General features: G+C 71.2%; 10 protein-coding genes. 6 read left to right on the forward strand and 4 right to left on the reverse strand.

Annotated elements, in window-relative coordinates; translation table 11 throughout:
- The first annotated feature begins 106 nt into the window (after positions 1-106).
- Complete coding sequence (locus ACOKM3_RS09475) at positions 107-1,381, forward strand: MFS transporter (protein WP_426898841.1); 1,275 nt, start codon at positions 107-109, stop codon at positions 1,379-1,381.
- A 21-nt stretch (positions 1,382-1,402) separates the two neighbouring features.
- Here the strand turns inward: ACOKM3_RS09475 and ACOKM3_RS09480 are convergent, their stop codons facing one another.
- The 4 genes from ACOKM3_RS09480 to ACOKM3_RS09495 all read right to left on the reverse strand — a co-directional run bounded on the left by ACOKM3_RS09480 (position 1,403) and on the right by ACOKM3_RS09495 (position 6,947).
- Positions 1,403-2,290, reverse strand: a complete 888-nt coding sequence (locus ACOKM3_RS09480) for an FkbM family methyltransferase (protein WP_426898843.1) — start codon at positions 2,288-2,290, stop codon at positions 1,403-1,405.
- A gap of 95 nt (positions 2,291-2,385) precedes the next feature.
- Positions 2,386-3,225 carry a siderophore-interacting protein gene (locus tag ACOKM3_RS09485; RefSeq protein WP_426898845.1) on the reverse strand — a complete coding sequence of 280 codons (840 nt, stop codon included), beginning with the start codon at positions 3,223-3,225 and terminating at the stop codon, positions 2,386-2,388.
- Positions 3,226-3,236: 11 nt separating this feature from the next.
- A complete protein-coding gene (locus tag ACOKM3_RS09490) occupies positions 3,237-3,953 on the reverse strand; it encodes a DUF2470 domain-containing protein (RefSeq protein WP_426898847.1) in 717 nt (238 codons plus the stop codon).
- A 72-nt stretch (positions 3,954-4,025) separates the two neighbouring features.
- Positions 4,026-6,947, reverse strand: a complete 2,922-nt coding sequence (locus ACOKM3_RS09495) for a glycoside hydrolase family 3 C-terminal domain-containing protein (RefSeq protein ID WP_426898849.1) — start codon at positions 6,945-6,947, stop codon at positions 4,026-4,028.
- A gap of 236 nt (positions 6,948-7,183) precedes the next feature.
- Between ACOKM3_RS09495 and ACOKM3_RS09500 the strand changes: the two genes are divergently transcribed.
- Genes ACOKM3_RS09500 through ACOKM3_RS09520 form a run of 5 tightly spaced genes read left to right on the forward strand, consistent with a single transcriptional unit; the run spans position 7,184 to position 15,182 of the window.
- Entirely contained in the window at positions 7,184-8,872 is a 1,689-nt protein-coding gene (locus ACOKM3_RS09500) for an extracellular solute-binding protein (RefSeq protein WP_426898851.1), read from the forward strand.
- Positions 8,872-9,918 (forward strand): ABC transporter permease, encoded by a 1,047-nt coding sequence (locus ACOKM3_RS09505; RefSeq protein ID WP_426898853.1) that lies wholly within the window; start codon positions 8,872-8,874, stop codon positions 9,916-9,918. Before ACOKM3_RS09500 ends, ACOKM3_RS09505 begins: the two co-directional genes overlap by 1 nt.
- 13 nt (positions 9,919-9,931) lie before the next feature.
- Complete coding sequence (locus tag ACOKM3_RS09510; protein ID WP_426898855.1) at positions 9,932-10,897, forward strand: carbohydrate ABC transporter permease; 966 nt, start codon at positions 9,932-9,934, stop codon at positions 10,895-10,897.
- On the forward strand, positions 10,894-12,912 hold the full coding sequence (locus ACOKM3_RS09515; protein ID WP_426898857.1) for a beta-galactosidase: 2,019 nt from the start codon (positions 10,894-10,896) through the stop codon (positions 12,910-12,912). The genes ACOKM3_RS09510 and ACOKM3_RS09515 overlap by 4 nt, the downstream gene beginning before the upstream one ends.
- Positions 12,909-15,182 carry a glycosyl hydrolase family 95 catalytic domain-containing protein gene (locus ACOKM3_RS09520; protein WP_426898859.1) on the forward strand — a complete coding sequence of 758 codons (2,274 nt, stop codon included), beginning with the start codon at positions 12,909-12,911 and terminating at the stop codon, positions 15,180-15,182. The genes ACOKM3_RS09515 and ACOKM3_RS09520 overlap by 4 nt, the downstream gene beginning before the upstream one ends.
- Positions 15,183-15,253: the final 71 nt, after the last annotated feature.

The following is a 15,253-nucleotide window of genomic DNA, read 5'->3' on the forward strand; positions in this document are numbered from 1 at the left end:
AGGTCAAGCGCGGATCGGCGGACGATGGAGCACCTGGTTGCCGGGAATGTCTCGACTCCGTCAAACCGCGTGTGAGCTGCGAGTTTCCGGGGATACCGTCAGGATCATGACAGAGACGATCAAGGCCGGGGCCCCGCCTACTCACCCTCTACGACAGCTCCTCGCCGCCTCCGTCGGCAATGCCGTCGAGTGGTACGACTGGTATGCGTACACCTTTCTGGCGACGTACATCGCCGATCAGGTGTTTCCGAAGGGGGCCGACAACTCGCTCGTTCCGTTGCTCGCCACCTTCGCCGTGTTCGCGGTCGGGTTCTTCATGCGGCCGGTCGGCGGGCTGTTGATGGGGGCCGTCGCCGACCGGCGTGGGCGGCGGGCCGCGTTGACCGTGACCATTCTGCTGATGGGTGGCAGCAGTCTGCTGGTCGGGATCACGCCGACGTATGCGTCGGTGGGGGTGCTCGCGCCGATCGTGCTGGTGCTCGCCCGGTTGCTTCAAGGGCTGTCCGTGGGCGGGGAGTTCGCGGCGTCGACGACGTTTCTCGTGGAGTCCGCGGGGCCCGGGCGGCGCGGGCTGTTCTCGTCGTTCCAGTATGTGTCCACGTCCATCGGGCAGTTGATCGCGTCCGGCGTCGCCGCGGTGCTCGTGGCCACGCTCGCCGAGGGGCAGATGGACGGCTGGGGGTGGCGGGTGCCGTTCCTGGCGGGGGCCGTGCTCAGCCTGGTCGGGTTCTGGATCCGGCAGGGGGCGCAGGAGACGCGGAGCGAGGCGCACGAGCGGCCGGGGCTGTTCGACGCGCTGCGCCAGTACCCGCGCCAGTCGCTGCTCATCTGCGGCATCACGGCCGGCGGCACGCTCGCGTACTACACGTGGACCTCGTACCTGCCGACGTACGCCGAGCTGAACACGGACATCGACAAGTCGCAGGCGCTGACCGTGGGCACGATCTCGCTGGCCTTCTTCGCCCTGCTGCAACCCGTCGGCGGGATGCTCTCCGACCGCTTCGGCCGCAAGCCGCTGCTGCTGTTCTTCGGGCTCGGGTTCGCCCTGCTGAGCGTGCCGTTGCTGCACTCGCTGACGGGGTCCTTCGCCTCCCTGCTGTTCGCGCAGTGCGCCGGCATGGTGCTGCTCACCGGCTTCACATCGATCTCGGCCGCGGTCAACGCGGAGGTGTTCCCGGCGCGGGTACGGGCGGCGGGCATCGGCTTCCCGTACTCGCTGACGGTGGCCCTGTTCGGCGGCACGGCGCCGTACATGGGCACGCTGTTCAAGGACCTCGGGCACAGCGGGCTCTTCCCCTGGTACGTCGCCGTGCTGTGCCTCGTGTCCTCGGTCGTGTACCTGCGGCTCCCGGAGAGCGCGCACCGGGAGCTCGATCGCTGAGACTCGATCGATGACAGTGGGTCAGCCGCCGGGGCCACGTCCGGCGGCTGCCGCGTCCGCGCGCATCATCACGCAGTCGAACTCGAGCACCCGGCCGGTGCTCTTCTCGCGGGTCACCGGGTACATGCCGGTGACCTCGAAGCCGCGGGCCTCGTACTCGGCGACGGCCTCCTCCATGCGCGGGCTGCCTTCGTAGAGCCGCAGGAGCGCGACCTCCGACTGCAGGCCCACGAAGTCTCCGACGCGCTCCCCCGCCCCGGCGAAGACCTCCAGGTCGTAGCCCTGCGTGTCCATCTTGAGATAGGGGCGGGGGTCGGTGATGCCGATGAGGGCCTGGTCCATGAGGCCGTCGAGGCGGCAGACCTGGATCTCCTCGGTGGCGCCCTTCCTGAACCGCTTGTACGCCGCGTTGCCGTAGTCGGTCGGGGCGAGCAGCGAGTTCATGGTGTTCCACTCGACGTGCATGGGGCGCTGTTCGTCCGAACGGCCGAGCCCGCAGGGGAAGATGTGCCAGTCCGGGTCCCTCTCGGCGCGCTCCTCCAGTTTCTCCAGGAAGCGCGGAACGGGTTCGAAGGACACGATGCGGCCCTTGTATCCGAACTGCCTGAGACGCTTTCCGTACTGTCCGACGTTGGCACCCACGTCGAAGACGCAGTTCACGCCGTAGTGGTCGAGCATCTCGACGACATGGCGGCTGCACAGATGGTCGGACGCCGCCTTCTGGAGGTCCCGCTCCGGCTTGCCCGACTTCCGCTGGTCCACGACGAGATGGAGGCCGCCGCCGAAGTCGGTACTGGTCCACTTTCCATGACGTCGGTGCACAAGGACCGCTGCCCCGGGCGCGAGGTCGATGATCTGGGCCCCGGTCCGAGAGAGGCCGTTCAGCAGTGTCCGGTACAGAGAAGCCATGACCGCCACCGTCGCAGACATGGCCGGGAACCCTGGGACGGCCCGGCCCGCGTCACACGAATCAGTGACCCTTCCGATTCCGAGCAGCCAAGCGCTCAGTGTTTCCAGTAACCGCAGAACATGATGCGGTCCTTCGGCGTCCCCTGGGCCACCCAGTGTCTACGCAGTCCTGTGGCGAGGCCCGACTCCCCGACCGCCCAGCCGTACAACGGACCCTCGGGCAGCGGCAGTTGGCGCGCTCGGGCGAGAGCCGCCGCACCGGGCACCGGCGGCGGGGTCACGTCGTTGCCCCGGTCGACCCACACGACCTCGACACCCGGCGGCGCCGTGAGTTTCTGGCGGTCCTCGGCGGTCGGTACTTCCGCGACGGCCCAGCCCGTGGTGTCGGCGGGCAGCGAGGCGAGCACACCGGCGAGTGCCGGCACGCCCGACTCGTCGGCGGCGAGGGCGACTTGGCCGATGCCCTCGGGCATGTTGAAGCCGGTGCCCTCGTCGACGAGGACGACCGCGTCGCCGGGGCCGCAGTTGCTCGCCCAGGTCGCGGCGGGGCCCGAGGCGGCCTCGTCGTCATGGCCGTGGAGCACGAAGTCGACGTCCAGCTCCGGGCCTTGGGGGCCTTCGGCGCGGTGCGCGCGGACCGTGTAGTTGCGCAGGACGGGGCGGGATTCCTTGGGGCCGCCGAGGAGTTTCAGGTAGCTGACCGTGCTCAGCCGCTCCGGGACCCGGCCGAGCGAGGCCTCCGCGTCCGGCCCCGCCGGAAGGAAGAGGCGGAACCACTGGTCGTAGCCCATCGGCCGGAAGCGCGCGATGTCGCCGCCGCCGAGGGTGACCCGGACGAAGTGCGGCGAGAGGCGTTCGCTGCGCAGGACGCGCAGGCGCAAGGGCCGCGCCGACTCGGGCTTGACGCGGGTTGCGGTGATGTTGCCGCGCTGCATGGCGCCTCCGTTCAGCGGTGTGCGCGGGCGGCCGCGACGTCGAGGAGTTCCTGGATGCGGTGGCCCACCTCGTGGGGGCCGATCGCGTGGGTGTGGAACGTGATGCGGACGTCCTCGTACTCATCGGCGGCGCGTTCGAGGCGCAGAACGAGGCCCCTGCGGTCGAGGCGCACAGGTCGGATGTCCGCGACGTCCGACAGATCCAACTCGCCGACCATTTCCGCGAGTTGCACGAGGAGGTCCGCGTGGCCCGTGTCCAGGTGCGAGAGCAGTTCCGCCTCGACCCCGGCCAGCGGATCGGGCGCCGCGGCGGCGAGTTCCGTCACATCCAGGACGCGCACGGAGTCGTCCTCGGCGAAGGCGGCCCGCGCCGGACGGAACACCAGGGTGTCGGGACCCGCACCCCCGAGACGTCCGCTGAAGGCGAGGCGGGCCCGCACCCGGTCGCGCACGACGACGGGGGCCACGTCCGTGAACTCCGCGTACGCGGCGAGGCCCGAGTGCGGCGCCGTGGCGAGCGCCGCGGTCAGCCGGGGGTCCGCGGGGTCGAGCAGGATGAGCCGGGACGCGGCGTCCACGGCGTAGAGCCCCACGCAGTCCAGCCGAAGGCGGGCTTCGGTCGTGGTGGTCAGGGTCAGGGTCAAGGTGTCGGCCGCGGCGAGGATCGTCCGCGCCCGCTCGGCGGTGGTGAGCTCCTGGTGCTCCTGGTGCGCCACTGGGTTGACCATCTCCACTCCAAACTTAGGTAAGGCTCACCTTACTCACGTCTGGGATGTGGTGTCACCCCTGCCCCCGTACCCTCATGCACCGGTCCCCCGCTGAACGAAAGTGATGCCGGCCAGGCGGACCCCACCGCCCAGCCGGACCCGCAGATCCCGCACTCCGGCCGCGGCGAAGGGGGCGTCGACGGTGACGTAGTCGTACGGTCCGCCGGTCGCGGGCACCTCGACGCGGGGGCCGTCGGCCACGTCCACGCCCCCTTCTCCCGCGCCATCGAGGTGCACGTCCACGGCCCCCTCGCCCGCGATGTCGAGGCGCACCCCCGAGACACCTTCCGCCCCGAAGTCGCAGTCCCTGTAGAGGAGTTCACCCGTACCCGTCACGGCATCGCCGTGTGTCTTCGTGCGGTCGACGATCTCGATGCCGCCGCTCCGCTCGTCGTACGTCGCCGCGGCAAGGCCCTCGGTGAGCACGGGGCGAGCAGCGGGCGCGTCGCCGTCCATGCGCAGGGTTTCGGCGAGGCGGATGTCCGCGCTGGAGGCGCCGACGAGCAGTTCGTACGTTCCCCCGGCGACGCTCCAGCCACCACGCGCGACGTCCCAGTGGCCGAACTCGGCGACCGGAACGCGGAAGGTGACCCGCTCCGAAGCCCCTGCGCCGAGGGCGATGCGGCGGTACCCGACGAGTTGCCGGCGCGGGCGCGGCACGGCTGCGTCCACCGCCCGCAGATACAGCTGCGGCACCTCGTCGGCCGTGCGCGGGCCCGTGTTCGTGACGGTGAAGGTGACCTCCACCGTCACCTCGTCTGGGCAGGACACGAACAGCGCGTCGTAGGCGAAGCGTACGTACGACAGGCCGTGTCCGAACGGGTAGAGCGGGGTGCCCTCGAAGTAGAGGTACGTCTGGCGCGAGCCGATGATGTCGTAGTCGAGGAGGCCGGGCAGGTCGGTGTCGGCCGCGTACCAGGTCTGCGGGAGCCGGCCCGCCGGGCTCACGTCCCCGGCGAGGACGCGGGCGAGCGCACGGCCCGCGGCCTGGCCGCCGTGCGCGGTCCACAGCAGGGCGGGCAGTTCGGCGTGCACGTCGGGGACGGCGTACGGGTACGAGGAGACGAGGGCGAGGGCCGTGCGCGGGTTGGCGGCGCGGGCCGTGCGCCACAACTCAGCTTGCTGCGGCGGGAGTTCGAGGGTCGTGCGGTCCTCGGTCTCGCGGCCGTTGATGTGCGGGTCGTTGCCCGCGAGGACGAGCACCACGTCCGCGTCGGCGGCCGCCCTCGCCACGGCGTCGGCGCCGCGCTCCACGACGTCGACCTCGAAAACCGTGCCCTGGTCGGCAACCTTCAGGCCGTCGGCGGCGACCGACACGTACCGACCCGTCCCTGCGTGCCTGAGGAGGTGACCGTTCCCGTGCGGTTCGAGCGTGTACGTCTCCTGGACGACCCAGCCACCCGGCCGCTCGGCGGAGGCCCGGACGTAGCCGTCGTCGGCGACCGAGAGGTAGCGGCCGTCGGGCGCGCGGAGGGTGTGGACGCCGGATCCCCAGTCGACCAGGGCGAGTTCGGCGGCCCCCTCGGCGGACGGCGAGACGTGCAGCGGCGGCAGGTCGGTCCGACCGGCGATCAACGCGGGGTCGAGGGCGCCGCCGGGGGCATCGGAGGCGGCCCCGTCCCGTACGTGGCCCGCTCCGGAGGCCTCGGGCGTCGGCTCGTCCCGCACCTCGGGGACGTACACCCACCCCTCGGCGCACCGCATCCGCACCCGGTCCACGCCCTCCGCATACGTGACGCGCTCAGCGCCGAAGCGTTCCCGGAGCCCGTCGAGGGGTGTCGAGCGGCGGATGAGGGTGCCGCTGTACCAGTCCGTCTTGCACTCGTCGGCGAGCAGGCCGACGACCGCGATCCGGGTGTGCTCGGCGAGCGGCAGCAGGCCGTCGTTCTTGAGCAGCACGATCGCCTGCTCGGCGGCCTCCTGGGCGAGCGCGCGATGGGCGTCGGTGTCGAAGGCCCCGTCCTGGTCCTGATCCTGATCCTGGTCGAAGGGGTCGGTATCCGCGAACTCGCCCAACCGGGCCCGCACTTCGAGCTGCCTGCGCACGGCCGCGTCGATGTCGGCCTCGGAGATCAGTCCCTGGTCGTAGGCGCGCCGCAGTCGCCCGACGATCGTCGAGGAGTCGGTGCCGTGGTCGGTGAAGCTGTCGACGCCCGCGCGCAGGGCGGCGGCGACGGCCTCCTCGTGCGTGGCGAAGTAGTGCTCGGAGTCGACGAGGTTGCTGGGCGCGCCCGCGTCGGAGCAGACGAGGAGTTCCTGGTCGGTCCAGGTTCTCAACTGCTCGCGCAGATAAGGCGATACGTGGTTCGGGCGGCCGTTGACGAGGTTGTAGGCGGGCATGACGCCGGCCACCGCGCCGGCCTCGACGGGCCGCCTGAACGCGCGGAGGTCGTACTCGTGCAGCACCCGTGGGCGCACGGAGGCGTTGGAGGTGTCCCGGTCCGTCTCGTTGTTGTGGGCGAGCCAGTGCTTGAGGACGGGGGCCGTGCGCCAGTACTCGGGGTGGTCGCCGCGCAGGCCGCGCGTGTACGCCGTGGCGATCGCGGCGGTGAGGTGGGGGTCCTCGGCGTAGCCCTCCTCGTTCCTGCCCCACAGCGGGTTGCGCAGCAGATTCACGACGGGCGCCCAGACGTTGAGGCCGACCCGGTCGTCGTGCTGCCGCATCGCGCGGGCCTCCGCGGAGACGGCCGTACCGATCCGGTGCAGCAGCCCGTCGTTCCAGGTGGCGCCGAGGCCGACCGCCTGCGGGAAGACGGTGGCCTCTCCCATCCACGCGACGCCGTGCAGCGCCTCCTGCCCGGTGCGGAACGCGGCGAGGTCGAGGCGCGGGACCGCGGGCGCGAACTGGTGCAGGAGCGCGATGCGTTCCTCGATCGAGAGCCGGGCGAGCAGCTCGTCGACGCGCTTGCTGTCGGGGGCGGTGGAGCCGGGGTGGTTTGCAGATCTTTCGGTCACGTGCGCGTCCCTTGGCCGGAGAGGAAGTCGGAGAGAGCGGAGCCGCTTCGAAGCGCTTCGATGCTCTGTACTGCGGTGACCAGGTGTCAAGTACGAAGCAAGAAAAGCGCGTTCGGGAAATTGACGCACGCGTCTTGTGACCGTGGGAGCGCTCCCTTAATGTCACGGCAACATCGAAGCGCTTCGACATCTGCGCGATGCGTGGTCCCCCGCGTGATCCCCGAAGGGTTGCTCCCATGACGCCGAACTCCCCCTCCACCGGCCCCGGTCGGAGAAGCTTCCTCGCCTCCACGGCGGTCGCCGCCGCGGCCGTGGCCGGCGGCGTGCCCCTGCTCACCGCGTGCGGGGGCGCCGCCGAGACGGGCGAGGGGACGACCTCCGGGAAATCGGCGAAGAAGCTGCTGCCGACGTACGCGGCGCGCAATATCGTCACGCCCGACATCGCGTCGAAGAACGGTTCGTGCGTCGGCTTCACCAGCAAGGTGGAGCTGTCGAAGCTGGAGACGTCCGTGCCGAAGAAGCTCGGCACCGGGGCCAAGGTGAAGATCATGGCCCCGTTCTGGGGGCCGCCGCCGAAGGCCGACTGCGAGTACTACACGGCGCTCAACGAGGCCTCCGGCGTGCAGGTCAGTTGGCAGAACCAGGACGGCAACACCTACGGCGAGAAGATCGGCGCCGTCCTCGCCTCCAGCTCGCTGCCCGACGTGCTGATCGTGCCCGGCTGGGAGCTGTCGGGGAAGATACCCGCCGCGCTGGTCGCGAAGATGATGGACCTCGGCCCGTACGTGGCCGGCAGCAAGGTGCGCGACTACCCGAACCTCGCGGCGATCCCGGCGGACGCCTGGCGGCGCGGCATCTTCGGCGGCAAGCTGCGCGGCATCCCGTACCCGTACTCGTACCTCCCGAACATCGCGCCCTTCTACCGCAAGGACCTCTTCGACAAGAAGGGCTGGGAGCCGCCGAAGTCGGCGCAGGAGTTCTTCGACCTCGCCAAGGAGATGACCAGCAAGAAGGCGGGGGTCTACGGCTGCGACGACATGAAGTGGTCGGCCTTCAACTTCTTCGGTTCCCTCGGCGGCAGCGAGAAGGCGCTCGGCTGGAAGCTTGAGGGCAAGAAGCTCGTCAAGCGCCTGGAGACCGACGAGTACCTCGAGGCCCTGGAGTGGACCCGCAAGCTGTACGCGGCCGGGGTCGTGCACCCCGAGGCCAAGGCGCAGACCGGTGACGGCGCGCTCCGCTTCTCCAGCGGCAAGGTCATGATGTACAACGCCGACATCACCGCCTGGTACGGCAAGAGCGCGGAGATGCAGGGCAGCAAGGCGTTCCCCGACTTCGAGATGGCCGCGATGGACATCTTCGGGCACGACGGCGGCGACCCGAAGCTGTACGCGGGCACCCCGGCCAACGTGTGGGCGTTCGTGCGCAAGAACGCGTCCAAGGAGACCGTGAAGAACGCGCTGGCCGCCGCCAACTACGCCGCCGCGCCCGTCGGCACCAAGGAGCACATGCTCGCCTACTACGGCGAGGAGGGCACCCACTTCACGCTGAAGGACGGCGTCCCGACCAAGACCAAGAAGGGCAACGCGCAGGCGCTCAACACCTGGCAGATGCTGTCGGGCCCGGCCCCCTTCTTCGCCTATCCCGACCTGCCCGAGGTCACCAGGGGGATGGTCGAGTGGCAGCAGCGGATGGGCGAGTTCGTCACCAAGTCGCCGTTCTACGGCATGACGATCGTCGAGCCCTCGCGCTACGCCACCCTGGAGGACAAGTTCGAGCAGCTGGAGGACGACTACGTCCGCGGCAACAAGTCGCTCGGCGACGTCCAGCAGGCGATCAGCGACTGGAAGTCGCGCGGCGGCGACAGGCTGCGCGACTGGTACAAGAAGCTCCTCGACGAGAACGGCCAGAACGGCGGCGCCTCCTGATGGCGCTTCAGACCCAGCGCCCGACCCGGTCCGCCGCCACCGCCGACACCGCCGGGTCAGGCAAGGCGGCCGGGGGCCGGGAGCGCCGCCGTGCCGGGAAGAAGGCGGGCCGGGGCGACGGGGTCACCTGGCGGATCCGGCTGCGCCGCGACCGGGCGCTCATCCTCATGACGGTGCCCGTCATCGTCCTGCTGGTCGTCTTCAACTACCTGCCGCTGCTCGGCAACGTCGTCGCGTTCCAGGACTACAACCCGTACGTCTCCACGAACGGCGTCACGGCGATCCTGCACTCGCCGATGGTGGGCCTCGAACAGTTCCAGAAGATGGTCGACGACTCCGATTTCTGGAACGCGCTCCAGAACACGCTCCTCCTCTTCGTCATCCAGTTGCTGCTGTTCTTCCCGGTGCCGATCGCGCTCGCGCTGCTCATCAACAGCGTGATCAGGCCGCGGGTGCGGGCCCTGTCGCAGGCGATCCTCTACCTGCCGCACTTCTTCTCGTGGGTGCTCGTCGTCACCGTCTTCCAGCAGATGTTCGGCGGCGCGGGACTGATCGCGCAGCTGCTCCAGGACCACGGCGTCGACGGCTTCGACCTGATGACGGACGCCGGGATCTTCAAGTACCTGCTCACGGCGCAGATGGTCTGGAAGGACGCCGGCTGGGGCATCATCGTCTTCCTCGCGGCGCTCGCCTCCGTCAGTCCCGAGCTGTACGAGGCGGCGGCGATGGACGGCGCGAACCGGTGGCGCCGCATGTGGCACGTCACGCTGCCCGCGCTGCGCCCGGTGATCGCGCTGCTGCTCGTCCTGCGCGTCGGCGACGCGCTGACCGTGGGCTTCGAGCAGATCCTGCTGCAACGCAGGGCGGTGGGCGCGGGCGCCTCCGAAGTGCTCGACACGTACGTGTGGAGCACCGGCATCCAGCACGGGGACTTCAGCTATGCGGCGGCGGTCGGTCTGGTGAAGGGCGTGGTCGGGATCTGTCTGGTCCTGGCGGCCAACAAGTTCGCCCATCTCCTCGGCGAGCAGGGGGTCTACAAGAAGTGAAGGTGTACGAGACATGAGCGCCACCGTCGAACGTCCGCGCTCCAGCCCGAGCCCGCGTCCGGGCCGACGTCCGCGCGCACGGTGGCAGCCGCCCGAGCGCCCGGTGTGGGAGGAGCCGCCGACCAGGGCGGGCCTCGGCGCCAAGGGCCTGATCCTCGCCGTGTGCTGCGTCGCCGTGCTCGGACCGCTGTGGGTCGTGATCGTCACGAGCCTGTCGCCCCGGCACGTCATCGACTCGGCGGGCGGTCTGGTGCTGTGGCCCGAGGCCATCACCTTCGTCAACTACCAGGAGTTGCTCGGCGGCGGCCAGGTCAGCCGGGCCATGCTGGTCTCGCTCGGGGTGACGGGCGTCGGCACGGTGTTCTCGATGGGGGTGTCGGTCCTCGCCGCTTACGGCCTGTCCCGGCCCGGCTCGTTCGCGCACCGGGCGCTGCTGATGGCGCTGCTGACGACGATGTTCTTCAGCGCCGGGCTCATCCCGACGTATCTGCTGGTGCAGACGCTCGGCCTGACCGACAGCTATCTGGCGCTGATCCTGCCGAGCGCGGTGAGCGTGTTCAACATCCTGGTGCTGCGCGGGTTCTTCATGAACATCTCGCAGGAGCTGACGGACAGCGCGCGCATCGACGGGGCCGGCGACCTCAGGATCCTGTGGACGATCGTGCTGCCGCTGTCCCGCGCGGTGATCGCCGTCATCTCGCTGTTCTACGCGGTGGCGTACTGGAGCGCCTGGTTCAACGCGATGATCTACATCGACGACCCGACGAAGCTGCCGCTGCAGAACGTGCTGATGCAGCTCGTGCAGAAGAACTCGGCGCTGCCGACGGGACTGAGCCAGGCGGTCAACGCGGGTGAACTCTCCGCGCTGGGGCTGCAGATGGCGATGATGGTGCTCGCTCTCGCGCCGGTCGCGGTCGCATCCCCGTTCGTCCAGCGGCACTTCAAGAAGGGCATGCTGATCGGGGCGGTGAAGGGGTGAGGCACGCGCACTCCGTCGCCGAGGGCGGGCGCCTGCTGTTCGGCGGGGACTACAACCCCGAGCAGTGGCCCGAGGAGGTGTGGGCCGAGGACGTCCGGCTGATGAAGGAGGCCGGGGTCAACTCGGTCACGGTGGGCGTCTTCGCGTGGGCGAGGCTCGAACCCCGGCCGGGTGTACGGGACTTCGGCTGGCTCGACCGGCTGATGGACCTGCTGCACGCGCACGGGATCGGCGTCGTCCTCGCCACCCCGACCGCGTCCCCGCCGCCCTGGCTGGGCCGCCTGTACCCGGGGACGCTGCCGCGCGACGAGCACGGGCAGACCGTGTGGTGGGGCTCGCGCCAGCACTTCGCGCACTCCTCGACCACGTACCGCAGGCACGCCGCCGCCATCACCGAGGACCTCGCACGGCGCTACGGCCACCACCCGGCCCTGCGCATGTGGCACATCAACAACGAGTACTGCACCTTCGACTACGGCGACGAGTCCGCGCGCGCCTTCCGCGACTGGCTGCGCGCGAAGTACGAGACCCTCGACGCGCTCAACACAGCCTGGGGAACGGCCTTTTGGGGCCAGCACGTCGAGACGTGGGGCGATGTGATCCCGCCGCGCCGCGCCCAGTACCTGCGGGGCCCGACGCAGCTCCTCGACTTCCGCCGCTTCACCTCCGACGCGCTGCTCGCCTGCTACGTCGCCGAGCGCGATCTCGTCCGCCGCCACACGCCCGCCCATATCCCGGTGACGACGAACTTCATGCCGCTGTGGACCGGGCAGGACGCGTGGGAGTGGGCGCGGCACGAGGACGTCGTGTCCGTCGACGTGTACCCGGATCCGCGCGATCCGCTGGCCGGGCAGTACAACGCGATGCTCGCCGACATGACGCGCGGTCAGGCGGGCGGCCGGCCCTGGATGGTGATGGAGCAGGCGGCGGGCGCGGTGAACTTCCGCCCGGTCAACTCTCCCAAGCCGCGCGGCCTCAATCGCCTCCTGTCGCTCCAGTCCGTGGCGCGCGGCGCCGACGCCGTCTGCTACTTCCAGTGGCGCCAGTCCCGGCAGGGCGCGGAGAAGTTCCACTCGGCGATGCTCGGCCACGCGGGCGCGGAGGGGCGGTCGTTCGCGGAGGTCAAGCGGATCGGGGCGGACCTCGACCGGCTGGGCCCCGTGGTCGCCGGCACGCGCCTCACGGCCGAGGTCGCCGTGCTGCACGACTGGCACTCCTGGTGGGCCGGCGGCCAGGACGGCAGACCGTCGGCGCACATCGCGTACGAGGAGGTGGTGCGGGCCTGGCACCGGGCGCTGTGGGAGGCACACCTCACGGCCGACTTCGCGCATCCCGAACACGAGCTGTCCGCCTACAAGTTGGTGGTCGTCCCGCAGCTGTATCTGCTGACGGACGCGGCGATCGAGAACCTGGTGGCGTACGTGCGCGGGGGCGGGATGCTCGTGTGCGGGTTCTTCACGGGGATCGCCGACGCGGACGACCGGGTGCGGCCCGGCGGCATGGACGCCCGGCTGCGCGAGCTGTTCGGCATCCGCACCCTGCACGAGTGGTGGCCGCTGGAGCCCTCGGAGACCGTCGACTGCGGCGACTTCACCGGCACGCTGTGGTCGGAGGAGCTGACGGCGGCGGCCGACGCCGAGGTCACGGCCGCGTACCGCGGCGGCGAGCTCGACGGCCTGCCGGCCGCGGTGCGCCGGGGCCGCGCCCACTATCTGTCCACGCTCCCGCGACCGGAGGCCCTGCGCGCGCTGCTCGCGGACGCCGCCCTCGAAGCGGGCGTACGGCCTCCACTGACCGGCCTCCCCGCAGGGGTGGAGGCCGTACGTCGCGGGGGGCTGCTGTTTCTGCTGAACCACGGGCGACAGGAGGCGACGGTCGCGCTCTCGGAGGGCGGGCGGGACCTGTTGACCGGGGCGCGGGCCGAGGGGGCCGTGACACTCGGGCGGTTCGGCGTCGTCGTACTGGAGGCCGAACCGGGCGCGGCAGCGGCAGCGGAGAGCGCGGGTTCCCGGTGATTCCCGAGCACCCGCACGGCACGTGGGAGACCGCGCCCGCCGGCCGCTGGGAGGACGCCTATCTCAGCGGCAACGGCCGGCACGGCGCTCTCGCCTTCGGCGATCCGGGCGACGACCGGGTCATCGTCACCCATCACAGTCTGGTCCGCCCGGACGGCGGCCCGCAGCCGGGGCCACCCGCGCTGGCCGACGAACTCCCGCTGATTCAGGACCAGTTGCTCTCCGGTGACGTGACGGCGGCCGAGCGGTTCACGGACGGGCGGCCGCTGCGGTGGGTGCGCGCGTTCCATCCGGCGTTCCAGGTGCGCTTCGTGCGGGGCGACGCCGTGGGGCGCGGCTACCGGCGCGCGGTCGACTTCGCGACGGGGGTGGCCGAGGCGCGGTGCGGCGGATGGGGTTCGCGGGTGTTCGTGTCGCGGGCGGACGACGTGGTCGTGCAGTACGTGACCGGCGCGGGGCTCGACGGCGAGGTGGCGCTCGACCCGCGCCTGAGCGGCGTCCCCGCTGGACTCCGCATCGGCCGCGGCGTCGCCCTGACACCTTACGGCCCGACCCCGTACGGCCCGACCCCGTACGGCCCGACCCCGTACGGCCCGACCTCGTACGGCGCCCGGCTCACCCTGCGCTGCCGCTACCCGGACAGCGACCTCGGCTTCACCGGGGTGACACTCGCACTGGTGCGGGGCGGCCGGACGTCGGTGGGCGGCTCGGGGCTGCGTGTCGAGGGCGCGAGCGGGCTGCTTCTCCTGACGCGGGTGCGCAGACACGTCGGGGAGCTGGACGCGGAGAGCGAGGCGGGCGCGCTCGCGGACCTGATCGAACCGAGCGGCTCCACCGACGCGACGTACGCCGCCCTCCTCGCCCGGCACGAGGCCCTGCACCGGCCCGCCTACGAACGTGTCACCTTCGACCTCGACGCCCCGCGTCACCAACGCGGTCTGCCCGGCGGCGAGTTGCTGGAGCGTCCGCAGAGCCCGGCCCTCCTTGAGCGGCTGTTCGCGGCAGGCCGCTACCACCTACTCAGTTCCTCGGGAGCCCTGCCGCCCCGGCTGACCGGGCTGTGGACCGGCGAGTGGGACACGGCATGGTCGGGCGCGTTCACCACGGACGCGAACCTGAACCTCCAGACGGCGTCGGCGGTCGCCTGCGACCTGCCCGAGACGGTCGACGCCCAAGGGGCGCTCATCCAGGGCCAGTTGGCGCACTGGCGGGACAACGCGCGGCTCGTCTTCGGCGCCCGTGGCATCGTCGCGCCCGCGCACACCGACGGCGAGTCGGGACACGCGTACCACTACCAGCGCGCCTACCCGATGCATCTGTGGACGGCGGGCGCCGACTGGCTGCTCACGCCGCTCCTCGAACAGGCCGAGGCCACCGGTGAACGACCGGCATGGCTCGCGGCCGCCGTCACCCAACTCGCCTTGTTCTACGAGGACTTCCTCACGCGGACGGGGCCCGACGGGCGGATCGCGATCGTGCCCTCCTACTCCCCGGAGAACCGGCCCGCGAACGCGAGCTGGGGCACGGTCAACGCCACCATGGACATCGCGGCGGCCCGGCACGCGCTGCGCACCGCCGCCGCCTGGCACCCGGGCCCCGACGGCGACCGCTGGACGGCACTGGCCGACCGGCTGCCCGACTACCGGGTCAACGGCGACGGGGCGCTGGCCGAGTGGGCGTGGCCGGGCCTCGACGACGCTTACGACCACCGGCACCTCAGCCACCTGTATCCGGTGTGGCCGCACCACGACATCACCCCGTACGACACCCCGGACCTGGCGAAGGCGGCGGGGCGGGCGCTCGAACTGCGCGGCGCCGAGAACGACTCCGCGCACGGGCATCTGCACCACGCCCTGATCGCGGCCCGGCTGCGCGACGCGCCCCGCGTCGCCGACTGCCTCCGGCACGTCCTGACCGGCGACTACTTCCACACCTCACTCATGAGCGCGCACTACCCGCGCCGCGACGTCTACAACGCGGACGCCGCGCACACCCTGCCCGCGCTGGTCACCGAGGCGCTCCTCCAGTCCACGCCCGAGCGCCTCGTCCTGCTGCCCGCGCTCCCCGCCGACTGGCGGCGGGGAGCGGTGCGGGGCCCGCGCACGCGGTTCGGGGCGCGGGTGGATCTGCGGTGGGGAGGCGGCAGATGCACGGCCCTCGTCCGCCCCGACCGGGACGCGGACGTGGACCTCAAGACACCGGAGGGCGACGCGGGGCGGCTGCGTCTGGACGCGGGGGTGGAGCGCGAACTCCGCTTCCGCAGCCGCTAGGGCCCTTCTGACGGATCAGGCTGGATGCGGGCGGCGTCCATGTGCGGTGCAGGCGAGTGGGGTCTGGTGCG

This window comes from Streptomyces nidicola, from assembly GCF_050106155.1.
In the GTDB taxonomy this organism is placed as follows: domain Bacteria; phylum Actinomycetota; class Actinomycetes; order Streptomycetales; family Streptomycetaceae; genus Streptomyces.